This window comes from Vogesella fluminis (assembly GCF_014652335.1).
Lineage (GTDB): Bacteria > Pseudomonadota > Gammaproteobacteria > Burkholderiales > Chromobacteriaceae > Vogesella > Vogesella fluminis.
Window position 1 is genome coordinate 76,977 of sequence record NZ_BMYP01000010.1, and the last position, 20,671, is coordinate 97,647.

Sequence of the window (20,671 nt, forward strand, 5' to 3'; positions counted from 1 at the left end):
GTAGCGGCCGGTAGTGTCGCTCAGGCCTGAAAACCTCTGTCCACCAGGATGGCAAAATAATGAAACCGCATTACCTGACTCCGTTATTCTCTCCCCGCAATGTTGCCGTGATCGGCGCCAGCGATACGCCCGGCTCGGTGGGGCAGGCGGTGTTTGCCAACCTGCTGGCCGGCAACTTCCAGGGCAAGCTGTATCCGGTCAACCTCAATCACCGCATCGTCGGCGGCATTGCCGCCACCCCGTCGGTGCGGCTGATCGAAGGGCCGATCGATCTGGCGGTGGTGACCACGGCGTTGCGCGGTTTGCCGGCCATCGTCAAGGATTGCGGCAAGAAGGGGGTCAAGGCGATCCTGCTGGCCAAGGACTTTTCCGATTCGGAGGACGTGGAGCGCGCGGCGATGGACGAGGCGCGCTCGCTGGCGCGCCACTACGGCATCCGCATTCTCGGCCCCAACGTGCTGGGCCTGATGCGGCCGGTGGCCGGCTTCAATGCCAGCAATTACAACAGCCGGGTGAAGGCGGGCAATCTGGCGTTGGTATCGCAATCCTCGGCCTTGTGTACCGCAATGCTGGACTGGGCCGACAGCAAGGGTATCGGCTTTTCCAGCGTGGTGTCAGTCGGCGAGGCGCTGGACGTGGAGTTCGGTGAAATCCTCGATTACCTGATCGCCGACAACTTCACCCAAGGCATCCTGTTGCATGTACACCACGTGCACGATTCACGCCGCTTCATGAGTGCGCTACGCGCCGCCGCGCGGACCAAACCGGTGGTGGTGGTGAAGTCGGGGCGCTACGAGGACGATGTGATCGGCGTCACCCACTCCTCGAACCTGGTCGAAAGCGGCGATGTGTTCGATGCCGCGCTGTCGCGCGCCGGTGTGCTGCGGGTGGCGACCATCGCGCAGCTGTTTACCGCCGCCAAGGTGCTTGCGGCCAACTATCGCGTCACCGGCAAACGGCTGGCGATCGTCACCAACGGCATCGGCCCCGGCGTGCTGGCCGCCGACAGTGCCTATATGTACGGTGTGGAGCTGGCCAAGCTGTCTGCCGCCAGTCTCGACCTGCTCAACGAATCCTTGCCGCGCAACTGGTCCGGCAGCAATCCGGTCGACATCATCGGCGACGCCAGCCCGGTGCGCTTCCGTACCGCGGTCAAGGTCTGTCTCGACGATCCCAATGTCGACGGCGTGCTGGTGATCTTCACGCCGCAGGCCGGCACCGACCATCTGACCACCGCGCAGCTGATGGTCGGCTTGCAGCGCGAGAGCAACAAGCCGCTGTTCCTGTCGTGGCTGGGCGATGCCAAAGTGTCGGAAAGCCGCGAACTGTTTTCCAAGTCGAAGTGCGCGCATTTCCGCGCCCCGGAGTTCGCCATCGAGGTATTCCGCAACCTGGCCTCCTACCACCAGAACCAGCAGTTGCTGCTGCAGACACCGGGGCCACTGGAAGGCGAGCGGCTGGTGCCGGACGTGCTCAGCGCCCGCGCGGTGATCGCTGCGGCGCAGGCGGAAGGGCGCAGCATCCTGTCGGAGCGCGAATCGAAGGCGGTGCTGGCCGCCTTCAATATCCCGGTCAACCCGACAAGGTTGGCCGCAAGCGAGGACGAGGCGGTACGCTACGCCGCCGAGATCGGTTACCCGGTGGTGCTGAAGATCGACTCGCCGGACATCATCTACAAGTCGGATGTCGGTGGTGTCGAACTCAATATCAGCAACGAAGCCACGCTGCGCGACGCCTATCGCGGCATCATCGGCCGCACGCTACAGGCGCGGCCGGAGGCGAAGATCGTCGGCATCTCGGTGCAGCCGATGCGCAAGCGTCGCTTTGCCCGCGAGCTGATGGTGGGCGTGACCCACGATGCCTCGTTCGGGCCGGTGATCACCTTCGGCGCCGGCGGCATCGCGGTCGAAGTGATGCAGGACCGCGCCTTGAGCCTGCCGCCGGTCAACCACTATCTGGTGGAGCGCATGATCGACAAGACCCGCATCGGCAAGATACTCGGCCCGTTCAAGAACATGCCCGGCATCGACATCGAGGCACTGAAGAATATCGTGCTGCACGTGTCGGAGCTGGTGTGCGAGCTGCCGGAAGTGCGCGAGATGGACATCAATCCGCTGATGGCGGACGAGTCCGGCGTGGTGGCGCTGGACGCGCGCATCATCGTGCAGCCGCAACCGCAGGGCAAACCCTACGGCCATATGGCGATCATGCCGTACCCGGTGCACATCGTGCACTGCGCGATGCTGAAGGACGGCACCACGGTGATGATCCGGCCGGTGCGCCCGGAAGATGCGCAGATGCAGCAGGAGTTCGTGCGCAACCTGTCCGAGGAAAGCCGCTACAACCGCTACATGTCCAGCATCAAGCAGCTGTCGCAGAGCATGTTGGTGCGCTTCACCCAGCTCGATTACGACCGCGAGATGGCGCTGGCGATGGTGCGGCAGACCGATGACGGCGAAGAGCAGCTGGCGGTGGCGCGCTACATTACCGACCCCGACAACGAGAGCTGCGAGTTTGCGCTGGAGGTGGCCGACTCGTGGCAGGGCAAGGGCATAGGCGTGACCCTGATGCAGGCACTGTTCGACGCGGCGCGCGAGCAGGGGCTGAAAACCATGGTCGGCGAGGTACTGGCCGGCAACAAGGGCATGCTGAAACTGATGGCGCGGCTGGGGTTTGTGGTGACCACACATCCGGAAGACCGGGCGCTGACCATCGTGACCAAAGACCTGCAGGGCGAGGCGGCGGTGAAGTCCCTGCAATAAGCGCTTGCGGTATAAGGGAAAAGTGCCATAAAATCGGAAGCTTTTCTACGATTCCGTAATTTTAAGGACAATCGACAATGGTAGTGATTCGTCTTGCACGTGGTGGCTCTAAAAACCGCCCGTTCTACAGCGTGGTAGTAACTGATTCCCGCAGCCGTCGCGATGGCCGCTTCATCGAGCGCGTTGGTTTCTACAACCCGGTCGCCAACGAGAAGGAAGAGCGCGTTCGCCTGTCCATGGACCGTCTGAACTACTGGATCGGTACTGGCGCACAAGTATCTGATTCCGTTGCAAAACTGCTGAAAGAGCAGCCAAAAGCCGCTTGATCTCCGTTGATCTGCCAATAACGGAGCCTGAGCGCATGCGTGATGATGATCTGGCAATAATGGGTTTTGTCCGCGGCGCGTTTGGTGTTCGTGGCTGGATCAAGGTACACGCGGATACCCAGTTCGCTGACAGCCTGTTTGACTACCCGGTCTGGTGGATCGGCAAGGAAAACGACTGGAAGCCTTTTACGTTCAAGGACGGGGCAGTGCAGCCAAAGAACTTGGTGGCGCAGCTGGAAGAAGTCACCGGGCGTGAACAGGCTGAGGCGATGCGTGGCCTGAAAGTTGCAGTATCCAAGGTGGAATTGCCGCCTGCCGAAGATGGTGAATATTACTGGTCGGACCTGATCGGTATGGATGTCATCAACGCGGAAGGCCTCTGTCTGGGCAAGGTTGTGGACCTGATGGAAACCGGCGCCAATGACGTGCTGGTGATCAGCGGTGAACACGGCCAGATCCTGATCCCGTTTGTGGCTGCCTATGTCGGCGATGTCGACACGCAGAACAAGCAGATCAAGGTCGAGTGGGGACTGGACTACTGATGCAGCTTGATGCGGTATCACTGTTCCCCGAAATGTTTGATGCCATCACCCGCTACGGGGTCACCCGTCGGGCGCTGGAACAGTCGATCTGGCAGTTCTCGGCGTGGAATCCGCGTGATTTCACTACCGACAGTTACAAGACAATCGACGATCGCCCTTACGGCGGTGGCCCCGGAATGGTGATGATGGCCAATCCGCTGGAGCAGGCCATTGCGGCCGCGAAAGCCAGGCAGCAGCAGCAAGGTGTCGAACGCAGTCATGTCGTGTACCTGTCGCCGCAGGGGCAACCGCTGACGCACCAACGGGTGGCAAGTCTGGCCGCAATGCCGGGCCTGATCCTGTTGTGCGGGCGTTATGAAGGCATCGACGAGCGCTTGATCGACCAGGAGGTCGATGAAGAGATTTCGGTCGGTGACTACGTGCTGTCCGGTGGTGAATTGCCGGCGATGATCGTGATGGACGCGGTGGTACGGCTGTTGCCGGGGGTGCTCAATGACATGCAGTCCGCCTACGAAGACTCTTTCGTGGATGGCCTGCTGGATTGCCCGCACTACACGCGTCCGGAAGAATACCGGGGTGTCCGGGTGCCAGAGATTCTGCTCTCCGGTAACCATGCCCTGATCGCCAAATGGCGGCTGAAGCAGTCTCTCGGACGCACCTGGTTGCGCCGGCCGGACTTGCTGAAAGACCGCATTTTGACAAAACAGGAATCTCGGCTGCTGACGGAGTTTCAGCAGGAACAAGATTCCCTGAAAAACAAGGAGTAGCAACATGAATCTGATCCAGCAACTGGAACAGGAAGAAATCGCTCGTCTGGGCAAGACTTTCCCTGAATTTGCACCTGGCGACACCGTTGTCGTGCAAGTCAAGGTTAAGGAGGGTACCCGTGAGCGTCTGCAGGCTTACGAAGGTGTTGTGATCGCTCGCAGCAACCGTGGTCTGAACAGCTCTTTCATCGTGCGCAAACTGTCCGCCGGTGAAGGCGTTGAGCGTACCTTCCAGCTGTACTCCCCGCTGATGGCTTCCATCGAAGTGAAGCGTCGCGGTGACGTACGTCGTGCCAAGCTGTACTACCTGCGTGGTCGTACCGGCAAGTCCGCACGTATCAAGGAAAAGCTGCCAAACCGCAAGTAATCTACTTGCGAAGGCTTTGCCTCAAGAAAGCGCCAGCGCCTGTTGCTGGCGCTTTTTTCATGTCGGTACGCAATAAGAAATCATGGCACAGCAAACACAGTCCGCATCCTCCGCGCCGGCACTGGACGGCTTTCTCGATCACCTCTGGCTGCTGGATAACCTGTCACTGAACACGTTGGCTGCTTACCGTCGCGATCTTGGGCGGGTGCACGAGTTGCTGCTGGCGCAAGGTACGACACTGGAGGAGGCCGATACCCCAGCGCTGGAACAGGTGATGCTGGCGCTGATCGAGGTCGACAAGCCGGCTACCCGTGTGCGGCGCTTGTCGGCGGTGCGGCGCTATTACCAGTATCTGTGCCAGCAGCAGCTGCGCGATGACGACCCGGCGGCCAGGCTGCAGGCGCCGCGTCTCGGCTTGCGCCTGCCGACCTCGCTGTCGGAGCAGCATGTGGAGGCTTTATTGCAGGCGCCGGATTGCGAGGCGCCGCTCGGGCTGCGCGACCGGGCGCTGATGGAGGTACTGTACGCCACCGGGCTGCGCATCAGCGAGCTGGTCGGCCTGACGCTGGGGCAGCTGTATCTCAACGACGGCTATCTGCGCGTGGTCGGCAAGGGCAACAAGGAACGGCTGGTGCCGCTGGGCGAGGTGGCCGAGGACTGGTTGCGGCGCTATCTGGCGGAGGCGCGCACGCTGATCCTGGGCGCGCATCGTTGCGATGCGGTGTTTGTCAGCCGCCGCAAGCAGGCGCTGACACGACAGATGGCCTGGGTGTTGATTACGCGCTACGCGCGGCAGGCGCAGTTGCCGCCATTGAGTCCGCATACCCTGCGTCACGCGTTCGCTACCCACCTGGTCAACCACGGCGCCGACCTGCGCGTGGTGCAGTTGCTGCTAGGTCATGCCAGCCTGTCCACCACCCAGATCTACACCCATGTTGCGCGCGAGCGTCTGAAGGCCCTGCACCTGGCGCATCACCCGCGCGGCTAAGCGCCACTAACAAAACCCCTGATCCTGCGTTACGCCTCCTTGCCGTACGACTTGTACTGTCTGCGTCGGCGCGCCTTGGCTCAGGTGCTCTGCGAGGTTTTGTTAGCGGCTCTAAGGTTGGCCGCAGGCAAGAAAAAACCCCGCGTCGTGACGCGGGGTTGTGCTTTGACAGTCGGATTCAGGCAACGTCGGCGGTTTCCTCGAAGCTGAGCTGGACCTTCTCCGCGTCGTCGATGTCCACCGTCACCTCGCCGCCATTGGCCAGGCGGCCGAACAGCAGCTCGTCGGCCAGCGCCTTGCGGATCATGTCCTGAATCAGGCGTGCCATCGGGCGTGCCCCCATCAGCGGATCGAAGCCCTTCTTCGCCAGGTAGGCACGCAGCTCGTCGGAGAAGTGGACCTCCACTTTCTTCTCGTTCAGCTGCTGCTCCAGCTGCATCAGGAACTTGTCCACCACCTGCAGGATGATCTGCTCGTCCAGCATGCGGAACGGGATGGTGGCATCCAGCCGGTTGCGGAATTCCGGGCTGAACAGACGCTTGATGTCCGCCATTTCATCCCCGGCCTGCTTGCTGTTGGTGAAGCCCATGCTCGGCTTGGCCAGCGCTTCGGCACCGGCGTTGGTGGTCATGATGATCACCACGTTGCGGAAGTCGGCCTTGCGCCCGTTGTTGTCGGTCAGCTTGCCGTGGTCCATCACCTGCAGCAGCACGTTGAAGATGTCCGGATGCGCTTTCTCGATTTCGTCCAGTAGCAGCACCGCGTACGGTTGCTTGTTGATGGCCTCGGTCAGCAGCCCACCCTGTTCGAAGCCGACATAGCCCGGTGGCGCACCGATCAGCCGCGATACCGCATGGCGTTCCATGTATTCCGACATGTCGAAGCGGATCAGCTCGACGCCGAGGAAGTAGGCCAGCTGCTTCGCCACTTCGGTCTTGCCGACGCCGGTCGGGCCGGAGAACAGGAAGGAGCCGATCGGCTTCTGTGGATTGCCTAGGCCGGAGCGTGCCATCTTGATGGCGCTAGTCAGCGCATCGATCGCCTTCTCCTGGCCGAACACCACGTTCTTCAGGTCGCGGTCGAGGTTCTTCAGCACGTTGCGGTCATCGCTGGAGATGGTCTTCGGCGGAATGCGCGCGATCTTGGCGATGATTTCCTCGATCTCGGACTTGTTGATCACCTTTTTCTGGCGCGACTTCGGCAGGATCTTCTGCGCGGCGCCGGCTTCGTCGATCACATCGATCGCCTTGTCCGGCAGGTGGCGGTCGTTGATGTAACGAGCGGACAGCTCGGCAGCGGTGGTCAGCGCCGACACGGTGTACTTCACGCCGTGGTGTTCTTCAAAGCGGCTCTTCAGCCCCTTGAGGATCTCCACGGTTTGTTCCACAGTCGGTTCCACCACGTCGATCTTCTGGAAGCGGCGCGACAGCGCGCTGTCCTTCTCGAAGATGCCGCGGAACTCGGTATAGGTGGTGGCACCGATGCAGCGCAGGCTACCATTGGACAGCGCCGGCTTCAGCAGGTTGGACGCGTCCAGCGTGCCGCCGGAGGCGGAGCCGGCGCCGATCAGGGTGTGGATCTCGTCAATGAACAGGATCGCGCCCTTGTCTTCCGACAGTTGCTTGATCACCTGCTTCAGGCGTTGCTCGAAGTCACCGCGGTACTTGGTGCCGGCGAGCAGGGCGCCCATGTCCAGCGAGTAGACGGTTGCGGTGGCCAGCACTTCCGGTACGTCGCCACCGACGATACGCCGCGCCAGGCCTTCGGCGATGGCGGTCTTGCCGACCCCGGCCTCACCGACCAGCAGCGGGTTGTTCTTGCGGCGGCGGCACAGGATCTGGATCACGCGCTCGACTTCGCTGGCACGGCCGATCAGCGGATCGATCTTGCCGTCGCGGGCCAGCTGGTTCAGGTTCTGGGTATAGCTTTCCAGCGCCCGGCCAGGGTTGGCCGCGGCTTCTTCCTGGTCGGCATCATTGTTTTCGCTGTGCTCGCTGCTGCCGGCACCGCTGGCTTTCGGGCTTTGCTTGGTGATGCCGTGCGAGATGAAATTGACCACATCCAGGCGTGAGGTTCCCTGCTGGTGCAGGTAGTACACGGCATGGGAATCCTTTTCGCCGAAAATCGCCACCAGAATGTTGGCGCCGGTGACCTCTTTCTTGCCGGAGGACTGCACGTGCAGGATGGCACGCTGGATCACGCGCTGGAAGCCTAGCGTGGGCTGGGTTTCCACTTCGTTGTCACCCGGGACGATCGGGGTGTGTTCGTCGATGAAATCGCCCAGCTGTTTCTTCAGCTGTTCGATATTGGCGCCGCATGCGCGCAACACTTCGGCAGCAGACGGATTGTCTGTCATCGCCAGCAGCAGATGCTCAACGCTGATGAGTTCATGCCGCTTGCGCCGTGCCTCCATAAATGCCATGTGCAGGCTTACTTCCAGTTCTTGGGCAATCATCAGTTTTCCTCCATGACACACTGCAGCGGTTGCTGGTGCGCCCGTGCGTGCTGCGAAACTTGTTCAACTTTGGTCGCGGCGACATCTTTAGTATAAACACCGCAAACGCCTTTGCCTTCTGTATGTACCTGCAACATGACGCGTGTTGCCTTGGTCTCGTCCATGTAAAAAAACTGCTGTAACACGGCGACCACAAAATCCATCGGGGTAAAGTCGTCGTTCAGCAGCAAGACCTTGTACAGGGGGGGCGGGGCCGTCTTGCTGCGGGACGCCTTGAGCGTCGTGTCATCCTGATACTGCGTAGACATGTGGGCTTTCTACTAATTCATGCTTGCTTGAAGTTTGGTTCGCGGTGCTTTTTTTTCAAGAGTAACGCATGGTATTGTGCTTGTCGCTTGACGTCTTGGTACGGCTGGCGTAAAAACGAACTGTAAGTTGGCTTACCAGTTTGCATAAGGTTGTCCTTTGCATGCTTGTAGGCTCGAATTGTCAGGCTGCTGCAGCCTGTTTTCATTATGCATGTAAGGATAGTTACAGATGGCAACTGGTATTGTTAAATGGTTTAACGACGCTAAAGGTTTCGGTTTCATCACTCCTGATGGCGGTGGTGACGACCTGTTCGCGCACTTCTCCGCGATCAATATGCAAGGTTTCAAAACCCTGACCGAAGGTCAGCGTGTATCTTTCGACATCGTCCAGGGCCCTAAAGGCAACCAGGCGTCGAACATTCAGGCTGCCTGATTTAGCCGCGTCTGACGCAAAACCCCCGCCAGCTGTGCTGGCGGGGGTTTTTGCATGGCATGAGCCAATTGCAGGTTGGCAACAGGTACTTGGCCACAGATCTCGTGGCCCGGGGCGCGATATTTACATGCGCACAATCATGGCATCGCCGAATTCGGAGCACGACACCTCGGTGGCACCGTCCATCAGCCGGGCGAAGTCATAGGTAACCACCTTGTCGCCGATGGCCGCCTCCATGGCACAAATCACCAGGTCGGCGGCTTCCTTCCAGCCCAGGTGGCGCAGCATCATCTCGGCGGACAGGATCAGCGAGCCCGGGTTCACCTTGTCGAGGCCGGCGTACTTCGGCGCGGTGCCGTGGGTGGCCTCGAAGCAGGCGTAGTGGTCGGAGATGTTGGCGCCCGGTGCGATGCCGATGCCGCCGACCTGTGCCGCCAGCGCGTCGGAGATGTAGTCGCCGTTGAGGTTGGTGGTGACGATGGTGTCGTACTCGGCCGGGCGCAGCAGGATCTGCTGCAGGAAGGCGTCGGCGATGGCATCCTTGACGATGATGTCGCGACCGGTGTGCGGGTTCTTGAACTGGCACCACGGGCCGCCATCGATCGCCTGGGCGCCGAACTCTTCCTGCGCCACCTTGTAGGCGACGTCACGGAACAGGCCCTCGGTGAATTTCATGATGTTGCCCTTGTGCACGATGGTCAGCGACTGGCGGTCGTTGGCGATCACGTACTTCAGCGCGGCGCGTACCAGGCGGGTGGTGCCCTCGATGGAGATCGGCTTGATGCCGATGCCGGAGCTGTCCGGGAAGCGGATCTTCCTGACGCCCATGTCCTGCTGCAGGAATTCGATGATCTTCTTGGCGCCCTCGGATTCGGCCGCCCATTCGATACCGGCATAGATGTCCTCGGTGTTCTCGCGGAAGATCACCATGTTGACCAGTTCCGGGTGTTTCAGCGGCGAGGGCACGCCGTTGAAGTACTGCACCGGGCGCACGCACTGGTACAGGTCCAGTTCCTGGCGCAGCGCCACGTTCAGCGAGCGGATGCCGCCGCCGACCGGCGTGGTCATCGGCCCCTTGATCGACACCGCGTACTCCTTCAGCGCATCGAAGGTTTCCTTCGGCAGCCATTCGTCCGGGCCGTACAGGCGGGTGGATTTCTCTCCGGCGTAGACTTCCATCCAGTGGATCTGCTTCTGGCCGCCGTAGGCCTTGGCCACGGCGGCATCAATGACTTTGATCATCACCGGGGTGATGTCGATGCCGATACCGTCGCCTTCGATGAACGGGATGATTGGCTTGTCTGGAATAGGCTGGCCCGGAATGATTTTCTGTCCGTCGGCTGGTACCTGGATATGGGATACGCTCATCATTATCTCTCCTTTGTGGACTCTATCTGTGTTGACCTGTGTCGTGGCAATCCGCGTTGCCGCCCCTGAGCTTTCGCCTCCTGCGTGATAGAGGGCTGCTGCTTGTTATTGTTAGCCCAAGGTTGGCCGCAGCGGTATCTGTATCTGATGTGGCTACACGTCAATGTATTGTAGCCGAGCATATGCTTGGTGGAACATGCTTGTCGGTGAGCATCCACCAGTGGCATGAAAAAACGCCAGGAGGGCCCTGGCGTTGTCGGGAGCAGGCAGGGCGGTGGCTGCCCTGCTGTCTGTGCTGGCTTAGCCGCGCGCTGTTGCCAGTGCGGTGTTGAAGGTGGCGCTTGGGCGCATTACCGCCTGGCACTTTGCGGTGTCGGCCAGATAGTAGCCGCCGATATCCGCCGGCTTGCCCTGAACGGCTTTCAGTTCACTGATGATTTGCTGCTCGCTCTCGGCCAGGGTTCTGGCCAGTGGAGAGAACCGGGCTGCCAGGGCGGCATCTTCGGTTTGTGCGGCCAACTCCTGTGCCCAGTACATGGCCAGATAGAACTGGCTGCCGCGGTTGTCCAGCTCGCCGGTCTTCGGCGACGGACCCTTGCTGTTGTCCAGCAGCTTGCCGGTGGCGGCGTCCAGCGTCTTGGCCAGGATCTTGGCTTTGTCGTTGCCGGTCTTCAGGCCCAGGTCTTCCAGCGATACCGCCAGCGCCAGGAATTCACCCAGCGAATCCCAGCGCAGGTGGTTTTCTTCCAGCAGCTGCTGCACGTGCTTGGGTGCGGAACCGCCGGCACCGGTTTCGTACATGCCGCCACCGGCCATCAGCGGCACGATGGACAGCATCTTGGCGCTGGTGCCCAGCTCCATGATCGGGAACAGGTCGGTCAGGTAGTCACGCAGGATGTTGCCGGTCACCGAGATGGTGTCCAGGCCGCGGATCACGCGTTCCAGTGTGTAACGCATCGCACGTACTTGCGACATGCACTCGATGTGCAGGCCGGTGGTGTCGTGATCCTTCAGGTACAGCTTCACCTTCTTGATCAGCTCGTTCTCGTGCGGACGGTACGGATCCAGCCAGAAGATCGCCGGCATGCCGGAGTTGCGGGCGCGGGTCACCGCCAGCTTCACCCAGTCGCGGATCGGGGCGTCCTTTACCTGGCACATGCGCCAGATGTCGCCTTGCTCCACGTTCTGGCTCAGCAGCACTTCGCCGGTCGCCAGATCGACGATGTTGGCGATGCCGTCTTCGGAGATTTCAAAGGTCTTGTCGTGCGAGCCGTACTCTTCGGCTTTTTGCGCCATCAGGCCGACGTTCGGCACGGTGCCCATGGTCTTCGGATCGAAGTTGCCGTGCCATTTGCAGAAGTTGATCATCTCCTGGTAGATGCGGGCGAAGGTCGATTCCGGCATCACGGCCTTCACGTCCTTCAGGCGGCCGTCGGCGCCCCACATCTTGCCGCCGTTGCGGATCATCGCCGGCATCGAGGCGTCGACGATGATGTCGTTCGGCGAATGGAAGTTGGTGATGCCCTTGGCGGAGTCCACCATCGCCAGTTCCGGACGATGCTCGTGGCAGGCGTGCAGGTCGCGCTTGATCTCGTCCTGCTTGGATTGCGGCAGGGTGGCAATCTTGTCGTACAGGTTGGCCATGCCGTTGTTCACGTTCACGCCCAGCTCGTCGAACAGCGCGCCGTGCTTGGCGAAGGCGTCCTTGTAGAAGATCTTCACGCAGTGACCGAACACGATAGGGTGCGACACCTTCATCATGGTGGCCTTCACGTGCAGCGAGAACATCACGCCGGTCTTGTGCGCGTCTTCGATTTCCTTCTCGTAGAACTCGCACAGCGCCTTCTTGCTCATGAACATGCTGTCGATGATCTCGCCGTCCAGCAGCGCGACCTTCGGCTTCAGCACGATGGTCTGGCCGCTCTTGGTCACCAGCTCCATCTTCACGTCACGGGCGCGGTCCAGGGTGATGGATTTTTCGCCGTGGTAGAAGTCGCCGTGGTGCATGTGCGACACGTGGGTGCGCGATGCCTGGCTCCATTCGGCCATGCTGTGCGGGTGCTTGCGCGCGTATTCTTTTACTGCTTTCGGTGCGCGACGGTCGGAGTTGCCTTCACGCAGCACTGGGTTGACGGCCGAGCCCAGGCACTTGCTGTAGCGCGCCTTGATGGTTTTTTCTTCGTCGCTGGCCGGGTTTTCCGGATAGTCCGGCACTGCGTAGCCCTTGGCTTGCAGTTCCTTGATGCAGGCTTGCAGCTGGCCGACGGAGGCGCTGATGTTCGGCAGCTTGATGATGTTGGCGTCCGGGTCTTGCGTCAGGCGACCCAGCTCGGCCAGGGTGTCCGGCACCTTCTGGGCGTCGGTCAGGTAATCGGGGAATTCGGCCAGCACGCGTGCCGCAACCGAGATGTCGGCGGTGTCAATCTGGATGCCGGCGGCGCCGGTAAAGGTCTGGATGATGGGCAGGAATGCGTTGGTTGCCAGCGCGGGCGCTTCGTCGGTGAGGGTGTAGATGATGGTCGGTTTTTCCGAAGGCATTACTCTATCTCCATGATTATTTTGAGACGACTAAACGATGGCACGGGGCGATGGCACGGGGGCTTGCAGTGCTGGCCGACAACCCGTGTCGACGCGGGGAAAGGCTGTGAAAGGCGGGCTCTTGGTTCGTCAGGCGCCAGCGGTACCCGGAACGGTGATGCCCGGTGACTCTCGGGCGACTTTTCAGCTGCCGATTATACTCCGCCCGTGCCCTGCTGTTCGGCGCACATTCGAACTTTGGTGTCGTTTTAACGGTGAACGCTTGTTCGAATGTGAATTGTGTTGCGCAGCGGCTACGGCAGGGGGCCGGCTATTCCGAAGCGGGATAACTGCTATCGCGCCGCCGTTTTCTGAAACGAATGTTTTAATCGCCGCGCGGGGCACAAGGTTGGCCGCAACGCGTGTGTGACCGCAAGCGGGCAGCCTTGCTATCATCCGGGTCATTACTTCCACACCGGCCGATGCGGACATGTCCCGACTCTTCCTGCTCAACAAGCCCTACGGCGTGATTTGCCAGTTTTCCGAGCACCCCTTGCATCCCACGCTCAAATCCTGTGTCGCCCAGAGCGGCATCTACCCGGCCGGGCGGCTGGACACCGACAGCGAGGGCCTGCTGCTGCTGACCGGCGACGGCGAGCTGCAGCACCGCATCAGCGACCCGCGCTGGAAGCTGCCCAAGACCTACTGGGTGCAGGTGGAAGGGCGGCCGGACGAGGACAAGCTGGCGGCCTTGCGCGCCGGCGTCGATCTTGGCGATTTCGTCACCCGGCCGGCTGAAGTGCGGGTGTTGCCGGAAGCGCCGGCACTGTGGGAGCGCAAGCCGCCGGTGCGCTTTCGCAAGACGGTGCCGGACTGCTGGCTGGAAATCATCATCAGCGAGGGCAAGAACCGCCAGGTGCGGCGCATGACCGCCAAGGTCGGTCTGCCCACCTTGCGCCTGGTGCGGGTGGCGATCGGCCCGTGGCGGCTGGACGAGCTGCAGCCGGGCATGCTGCGCAGCATCGAGGTGTCGCTGGCCGACCTGCCGCGCACGCGAGCGGCCAAGCCGGCCGGGCCGGCGCCGGCGGGCAAGGGCCTCGCGGGCAGGAACCCGGCGGACAAGAACGCCGCGAACGGGAGCAGAACGCCGTCCGCCGCGCCGAAGGCTGCGCCCGCGCCCGCGCCGCGCTTCCGTTTCGCCAGGAAAAAGTAAGCAGCGAGCAATCGCCCGCGGCGAGATTGCCTCTATCTCGCCGCCCGGCAGCCAGCGGCGCTACTCGTCGCCCGTACCACTCGATCGTCCCGCCCGCCACCCAGCCGCGGGCGCCAGCGAGGTGCCACGATGCAGATTCCCGAATACTACAACCCGGTGGCGCGCGAGATCGCGCAGGCCTTGGTGGACGGCTTCAACCGCCACTACCGGCTGTTTCGCGCGACCAGCCAGCAGGCCAAGCCGCTGTTCGAGGCCGCCGACTGGCAGGGCGTGCAGAACCTGGTGCGCGAGCGCATCCAGTTCTACGACGAGCGCGTGCACGAGACGGTGCAGCGGCTGAAGCACCAGTTTCATGCCGACCTGCTGGATGACGAGATCTGGCAGCAGGCCAAGCTGTACTTCATCGGCCTGCTGACCAACCACAAGCAGCCGGAGCTGGCTGAGACCTTTTTCAACTCGGTGTTCACCCGCATCCTGCACCGCGACTACTTCAACAACGACTTCATCTTCATCCGCCCGGCGATTTCCACCGAGTACATCGAATCCGACCCGCCGAGCTACCGCAGCTACTATCCGAAGCAACGCGGCCTGCGCCGCACGCTGCGCCAGATCGTGGCCGATTTCGGCTGGCGGCGGCCGTTCGCCAACCTGTCGCGCGACCTGGCGCGGGTGATCCGCGCGGTGGACGAATTCTGCGGCCAACGTTGGCCGCAGGCCGAGGCCAACCTGCAGATCCAGCTGCTGTCCAGCGCCTTCTACCGCAACAAGAGCGCCTATATTTTCGGCAAGGTGGTCAACGGCGGGCAGGTCTACCCATTTGCGGTGCCGGTGCTGCACGACGCCGACGGCCGGCTGTATCTGGACACCGTGCTGCTGGAGCCGTGGCGCATCGGCGTGCTGTTCTCCTTCAGCCGCGCCTATTTCCTGGTGGACATGGCGGTGCCGTCCGGCTACGTGCAGTTCCTGCGCGCCATGCTGCCGACCAAGACCAAGGCCGAGCTGTACACCATGCTGGGGCTGCAGAAGCAGGGCAAGAACACTTTCTACCGTGATTTCATGCAGCATCTGCAGCACTCCGGCGACCAGTTCACCGTGGCACCGGGCATCCGCGGCCTGGTGATGCTGGTGTTTACCCTGCCGTCCTATCCCTACGTGTTCAAGCTGATCAAGGACGTATTCGGCGGGCCGAAGGAGGTGGACCGCGCCACGGTGAAGGCCAAGTACCAGCTGGTGAAGCGCCACGACCGGGTTGGCCGCATGGCCGACACGCTGGAATTCTCCAACGTTGCCTTCCCCAAGGCGCGTTTCAGTGGTGAGCTGCTGGACGAGCTGCACCGTCATGCTGTGCTGTCGCTGGAGGAGGGCGACGACAGTATCGTGATCAAGCACCTGTACATCGAGCGGCGCATGAAGCCGCTGAACCTGTACCTGATGAACTGCGACGAGGCGGAGAAAGAGCGCGTGGTGCGCGAGTACGGCGATGCCATCAAGGATCTGGCTGCGGCCAACATCTTTCCCGGTGACATGCTGTTCAAGAACTTCGGCGTGACGCGCTACGGGCGGGTGATCTTCTACGACTACGACGAAATCGAGTACATGACCGACTGCCGCTTCCGCCGCATTCCGCCGGCGCCGAACCCGGAAATGGAGATGTCGGGCGAGGTGTGGTACCCGGTGGCGCGCGGCGACGTGTTCCCGGAGGAGTTCGGCACTTTCCTGCTGGGCGATGCGCTGGTGCGGCGGGTGTTTCTCAAGTATCACCGCGACCTGCTGGACGTGGCGTTCTGGCAGCACAAGCAGCAGCGCATCCGCGACGGCTTCATCGAGGACTTCTATCCCTATCCGGTGGAGCTGCGCTTCTGCCACCGCTACGCCGTCCGGTCGCGGGCATGAAAAAACCGGGAGTTCAGCGCTCCCGGTGTGGTGGTGACCGCGTGCCTGGTGCCTATTGAGGCGTGCACTGCTGGTCCTGGAAGTAGGCGATCGGGCCTGCGCTGGTCAGGCCGATGTGAAAACAGCTGTCCTCCGCAAAAGTGACACCCAGGTTTTCGGTGGCGCGTACCACCTCGAACAACACTTCGACTTCCTTGAAGTACTTGGCAACACGGTCATTGCCGTCCAGCCACGCCAGGATGCGGTCCCGCTGCGGGTGTTCGCTTTCCAGGGTGAGCTGGCAATCGGAGCAACTGACCAGGCTGATTGCCGGCGGGATGGAAACACTCAGGCTGGCAAGCTCTTCACGCACGATGACGGAGAATTGCGACAACTCCCGCATCGCGCGTTCGCGGATGCCTGAAAGGGGGAGGGCTTCGCCACCGTTGGCCGTGCCGAACAGGCGGGCCAGTGCGGATGTGACGGCGTAACCTTCTGCATGCATGATATGGGGTTCCTCCAGTAGGGCAGTGTTGATCGGATGCTCACTCGTCTGCACTGTATTTGCGGCAGATTCGTGTTTTTATTGTAGGCAACCGTATGCAGAATGCCTGTCTTTATTTCGCCATTTCCTGCAATTCGTACAGTAGCTGCAGCGCCTGCCGCGGCGTCAGGCTGTCGCTGTCGATATCGCGCAGCCGCTCCAGCGCCGGGTGCGGCTCGGCCTCCACTTCCACCACGCGCGGCGTGCTGAACAGGTCGGGCTGCGCGCGGGCGGCGGATTCGTTTTCCAGCTCGGCAAGATAGCGCCGCGCCTCGCGGATCACCTTGGGCGGCACGCCGGCCAGCTGCGCCACCGCGAGGCCATAGCTCTGGCTGGCCGGGCCGTCTTCCACATGGTGCAGGAACACGATGCGGTCCTTGTGCTCCACCGCCGACAGGTGCACGTTGGCCACGCTGTTGTACTCACCGGCGAGGCTGGTCAGCTCGAAGTAGTGGGTGGCGAACAGGGTGTAGGCACGGTTCTTCTCGATCAGCGCCTTGGCGATTGCCCACGCCAGCGCCAGGCCGTCGAAGGTGGAGGTGCCGCGGCCAACCTCGTCCATCAGCACCAGCGACTTGTCGCTGGCGTTGTTGAGGATGTTGGCGGTCTCGGTCATCTCCACCATGAAGGTGGAACGGCCGCCGGCGAGATCGTCGCTGGCGCCGATGCGGGTGAAGATGCGGTCGATCTGGCCGATGGTGGCGGCGTCGGCCGGCACGAAGCTGCCGACGTGCGCCATCAGCGTGATCAGCGCGTTCTGGCGCATATAGGTCGACTTACCGCCCATGTTCGGGCCGGTGATCAAGAGCAGCTTGCGTTCTGCGGCCAACCTGGTGTCGTTGGCGATGAAGCGCTCGACCTCGGCCTCCACCACCGGGTGGCGGCCGGCGACGATGTCCAGCCGCGTCTCGGCCACGAACTGCGGCTCCACGTAGTTGTGGTTGGCGGCGCGCTCGGCAAACGCCGCCAGCACGTCCAGCCCGGCCACCGCCTGCGCGATCAGTTTCAGCTCGCTGATGTGCGGTGCCAGCTGGTCCAGCACCAGTTCGTACAGCTGCTTTTCCAGTGCCAGCGACTTGTCCTGCGCCGACAGCGCCTTGTCCTCGAAGGTTTTCAGCTCCGGTGTGATGTAGCGCTCGGCGTTCTTCAGCGTCTGGCGGCGGCGGTAGTCTTCCGGCACGTTCACCGATTGCGCCTTCGACACCTCGATGTAGAAGCCGTGCACGCGGTTGAATTCCACCTTCAGCGTGCTGATGCCGGTGCGCTCCTTCTCGCGCGCCTCCAGTGCCAGCAGGAAGTCGCCGCAGTCGTTCTGGATCGCGCGCAGCTCATCGAGATCGGCATTGAGGCCGTGGTTGATCACGCCGCCGTCACGCAGGAAGGTGGCCGGCTCCGGCAGGATGGCGGCGCGCAGCAGGCTTTCCACCGGCGAGTCGTCCGGCAGCAGCGTCGCCAGCTCGGCCAGCAGTGGCGCGTCCAGGCTTGCGGCCAACGTTTTCGCGCCGCTGAGCGCCGCCAGCGAATCGCGCAGCGCGGCCAGATCGCGCGGCCGCGCTGAGCGCAGCGCGATGCGCGCGGTGATGCGCTCGATGTCGGCCACCTCGCGCAGCTGCGCGTGGATGTCGCCGTGGCGGGCGAGCAGCGCGCGCACCGCCTGCAGGCGGCGTGCCAGCTTGTCGTGGCGGCGGATCGGGTGATGCAGCCAGTGGCGCAGCAGGCGGCTGCCCATGCTGGTGGCGCAGCTGTCCAGCAAGGACGCCAGCGTCGGCGACGGCTCGCCGCGGATGGTTTCGGTCAGCTCCAGATTGCGGCGCGTGGCGGCATCCATGCGGATCAGCTCGCCGGCATCTTCCACCGCCAGCTGCGCGATGTGCGCCGGATTCACGCCCTGCGTCGACTTCACGTACTCCAGCAGCGCACCGGCGGCGCCGACCGCCACCGGCAGGGTGTCGGCGCCAAAGCCGGCCAGGTCGTGGGTGCCGAAGTGGCGGGTCAGCGCCAGCTGCGACGATTCGGCGTCGAACTGCCACGGCGGCAGCTTTTTCTTCGGCATCGCGATGCTGTCGAATACCGCGAGGCCGGTGTCGTCGGGAATCACCAGCTCCGCCGGCTTCAGCCGCTCCAGCTCGCTGGACAGCTCCTCGATGCCGGTCTGCATCACCTTGAACTCGCCGCTGGCCAGCGACAGCCAGGCCAGGCCCAGCACGCCCTTGTGCATATTGACGGCCAGCACCAGGTTGTCGCGCTTGTCGTCCAGCAGCGCGGCGTCGGTCAGGGTGCCCGGGGTAACGATGCGCACCACCTTGCGCTCCACCGGGCCCTTGCTCAGCGCCGGATCGCCGATCTGCTCGGCAATGGCCACCGACTCGCCCATTTTCACCAGCCGCGCCAGATAGCCCTCGGCGGCGTGGTAGGGGATGCCGGCCATGCGGATCGGGTTGCCGCCGCTGGCGCCGCGCGCGGTCAGGGTGATGTCCAGCAGCCGCGACGCCTTCTCGGCGTCGTCGTAGAACAGCTCGTAGAAGTCGCCCATGCGGTAGAACAGCAGCTTGTCGGCGTGTTCGCGTTTCAGGGCGAGGTACTGCTGCATCATCGGGGTGTGCTGGGGCGTGCTCATCGGTGAATCCTGGGCAAAAGGTTGGCCGCAATAGGCAACGCCCCGACAGGCGGGGCGCGGCAAGCCATTTTACGGGATGTGGCCGGAGCCGTCACGGCGGGTCGGCACCGAGTACGACGATGCGGTGGCGGCCGGCGGCCTTGGCGGCATGCAGCGCGCGGCTGGTGCGGGCGAGCAGGGTGCGGCAGTCGTCGCCGGCCTGCAGGCAGGCGACACCGATGGAGCTGGTGATGGCGAGGATATGGTGTCCGCTCTGGATGCGCAGCTCGCTGATGTCGTCGATGATGCGCTCGGCCAGATCCAGCGCCTCGTGCAGTCCCTGTCCCGGCAGCAGCAGGCAGAATTCCTCGCCGCCGACGCGACCGGCGACATCGCTTTCGCGCAGCACCTCTTCCAGCGTATCGCCCAGCGCCGCCAGTACCAGATCGCCGGCGTGATGACCGTAGCGGTCGTTGACCTGCTTGAAGTGGTCGAGGTCCAGCAATAGTACCGACAGCGGCGCGTGCTGCATCCGGGCCAGCTGCAGTTGCATTTCCAGCCGCGCCAGCAGTGTCGGGCGGTTGAACAGCCCGGTCAGCGTGTCGATGGTGGCCTGCTGCTCAAGAATGCGCTGTAGTGCCTTGCGCTGGCTGATGTCGTGTGTCGAACTCCAGACCACCGGCCGGCTGTCCAGTATCAGGCGGCGGGTGTGGATCTCGACCTCGAGCAGCCTGCCGTGCTTGGTGCGGTTGACGCTTTCGAAGGTTTCGCCATCCTCGCCGGTAATGGCCAGCCGCTGGCGGATGCTCTGCGGCGTGCTGCCGGGCATCACCTGCCACAGGTACATGCGCCGCAGCTCGTCCTGGCGGTAGCCCAGCATCCGGCACAGGCTGTCGCTGGCTTCCAGAAAGCGGCCGTGCATGTCGATCACGGACAGGCCGTCGGCAGTGTTCTGCAGGATGGCGCGGTACCACTGGCTGCGGTGCTCCAGCTGGTGGTGGATGGCGTGGTTTTCCAGCAGCAGCGCCAGCAGGTGTGCGCTGTTTTCAAGGGGGGAGATGGCCTGCGGCACCGGCGCAGACGGCGTGCGCTGGCGGATGGCGAGAACCCCGTGCACGGCGCCCGCGCTGCCGGCAAGCGGTACCAGCCAGCCGGTATCGGGCTCGAAGCGTGCCGCCAGTTTGCGGTACGGTGCCGATCTTGCAAGCTGCGCTGGCATATCGCCACCGTTTACCGTCTGGCAGAGGGTGAGACCGGCCAGATGCCGCAGGCTGGTGCCGGGCAACGGCGGGCCGGCAGCCAGCTGCAGGTGGCCGCATGAATCCCGCAGCAGGATGGTGCCGCGCCATTGCGGCAGGATCTGCTCGATCTGCTGCAGCACGGTGCGCAGCAGGGTGTTCAGCGGCATGCCCTGTGTGTTAAGGCGCAGCATGCCCCGCTGCAGCAGTTGCCACGGCCGGAGTCCGGGCTGCTGCCGGTGCGGGCATATGTGACCGCTGCCGCTGGTGTTGTGCGGCAGGGCATCGTGGATGCTGTCGGGATCGGGCATGGCTGGTACGCTCGGTACGTCTTTGTTTCAGTATGGAACCTGGAACCGGCTTGCGGAAGCGGGG

Annotated in this window: 15 protein-coding genes and 1 pseudogene; 9 read left to right on the top strand and 7 right to left on the bottom strand. The window is 62.8% G+C overall.

What is annotated here, in order from left to right:
- Nucleotides 1–59: 59 nt before the first annotated feature.
- The 6 genes from IE083_RS05635 to xerD all read left to right on the top strand — a co-directional run bounded on the left by IE083_RS05635 (nt 60) and on the right by xerD (nt 5,752).
- Complete coding sequence (locus IE083_RS05635) at nt 60–2,762, top strand: bifunctional acetate--CoA ligase family protein/GNAT family N-acetyltransferase (protein ID WP_189352650.1); 2,703 nt, start codon at nt 60–62, stop codon at nt 2,760–2,762.
- 77 nt (nt 2,763–2,839) lie between these two features.
- Nucleotides 2,840–3,088: a 30S ribosomal protein S16 gene (rpsP, locus tag IE083_RS05640; protein ID WP_047966732.1), complete on the top strand. Its 249-nt coding sequence runs from the start codon at nt 2,840–2,842 to the stop codon at nt 3,086–3,088.
- Entirely contained in the window at nt 3,085–3,630 is a 546-nt protein-coding gene (gene rimM, locus IE083_RS05645) for a ribosome maturation factor RimM (RefSeq protein ID WP_229799620.1), read from the top strand. The genes rpsP and rimM overlap by 4 nt, the downstream gene beginning before the upstream one ends.
- The gene (gene trmD, locus IE083_RS05650) at nt 3,630–4,397 is read left to right on the top strand and encodes a tRNA (guanosine(37)-N1)-methyltransferase TrmD (RefSeq protein ID WP_120810434.1); all 768 of its coding nucleotides are present in this window, start codon (nt 3,630–3,632) and stop codon (nt 4,395–4,397) included. Before rimM ends, trmD begins: the two co-directional genes overlap by 1 nt.
- Before the next feature lie 4 nt (nt 4,398–4,401).
- Nucleotides 4,402–4,764, top strand: coding sequence for a 50S ribosomal protein L19 (gene rplS, locus IE083_RS05655; protein ID WP_047966729.1), 363 nt, complete (start codon nt 4,402–4,404; stop codon nt 4,762–4,764).
- Between the two features lie 82 nt (nt 4,765–4,846).
- Nucleotides 4,847–5,752 (top strand): site-specific tyrosine recombinase XerD, encoded by a 906-nt coding sequence (gene xerD, locus IE083_RS05660; RefSeq protein ID WP_189352651.1) that lies wholly within the window; start codon nt 4,847–4,849, stop codon nt 5,750–5,752.
- A 178-nt stretch (nt 5,753–5,930) separates the two neighbouring features.
- Here xerD and clpA read toward each other — a convergent pair whose 3' ends face one another.
- Nucleotides 5,931–8,207: an ATP-dependent Clp protease ATP-binding subunit ClpA gene (gene clpA, locus IE083_RS05665; protein ID WP_189352652.1), complete on the bottom strand. Its 2,277-nt coding sequence runs from the start codon at nt 8,205–8,207 to the stop codon at nt 5,931–5,933.
- A complete protein-coding gene (clpS, locus tag IE083_RS05670) occupies nt 8,207–8,515 on the bottom strand; it encodes an ATP-dependent Clp protease adapter ClpS (RefSeq protein WP_047966726.1) in 309 nt (102 codons plus the stop codon). Before clpS ends, clpA begins: the two co-directional genes overlap by 1 nt.
- Before the next feature lie 229 nt (nt 8,516–8,744).
- Between clpS and IE083_RS05675 the strand changes: the two genes are divergently transcribed.
- Nucleotides 8,745–8,948, top strand: coding sequence for a cold-shock protein (locus IE083_RS05675; RefSeq protein WP_047966725.1), 204 nt, complete (start codon nt 8,745–8,747; stop codon nt 8,946–8,948).
- Between the two features lie 123 nt (nt 8,949–9,071).
- Here IE083_RS05675 and icd read toward each other — a convergent pair whose 3' ends face one another.
- Both icd and IE083_RS05685 read right to left on the bottom strand, forming a co-directional pair.
- The gene (icd, locus tag IE083_RS05680) at nt 9,072–10,316 is read right to left on the bottom strand and encodes an NADP-dependent isocitrate dehydrogenase (RefSeq protein WP_189352667.1); all 1,245 of its coding nucleotides are present in this window, start codon (nt 10,314–10,316) and stop codon (nt 9,072–9,074) included.
- Nucleotides 10,317–10,616: 300 nt separating this feature from the next.
- On the bottom strand, nt 10,617–12,854 hold the full coding sequence (locus IE083_RS05685) for an NADP-dependent isocitrate dehydrogenase (RefSeq protein ID WP_189352653.1): 2,238 nt from the start codon (nt 12,852–12,854) through the stop codon (nt 10,617–10,619).
- Between the two features lie 469 nt (nt 12,855–13,323).
- On the opposite strand from IE083_RS05685, the pseudogene IE083_RS05690 reads away from it, so the two are divergent.
- Nucleotides 13,324–13,926, top strand: a pseudogene (locus IE083_RS05690) (pseudouridine synthase); the annotation flags it as partial.
- Between the two features lie 249 nt (nt 13,927–14,175).
- Entirely contained in the window at nt 14,176–15,939 is a 1,764-nt protein-coding gene (aceK, locus tag IE083_RS05695) for a bifunctional isocitrate dehydrogenase kinase/phosphatase (RefSeq protein WP_189352655.1), read from the top strand.
- Nucleotides 15,940–15,991: 52 nt separating this feature from the next.
- On the opposite strand, the gene IE083_RS05700 is transcribed toward aceK, so the two are convergent.
- The 3 genes from IE083_RS05700 to IE083_RS05710 form a co-directional block, all read right to left on the bottom strand.
- Nucleotides 15,992–16,423, bottom strand: coding sequence for a hypothetical protein (locus IE083_RS05700; protein ID WP_189352656.1), 432 nt, complete (start codon nt 16,421–16,423; stop codon nt 15,992–15,994).
- 112 nt (nt 16,424–16,535) lie between these two features.
- Nucleotides 16,536–19,079, bottom strand: a complete 2,544-nt coding sequence (gene mutS, locus IE083_RS05705; protein ID WP_189352657.1) for a DNA mismatch repair protein MutS — start codon at nt 19,077–19,079, stop codon at nt 16,536–16,538.
- 91 nt (nt 19,080–19,170) lie between these two features.
- Entirely contained in the window at nt 19,171–20,607 is a 1,437-nt protein-coding gene (locus tag IE083_RS05710; protein ID WP_189352658.1) for a sensor domain-containing diguanylate cyclase, read from the bottom strand.
- Between the last annotated feature and the right edge of the window lie 64 nt (nt 20,608–20,671).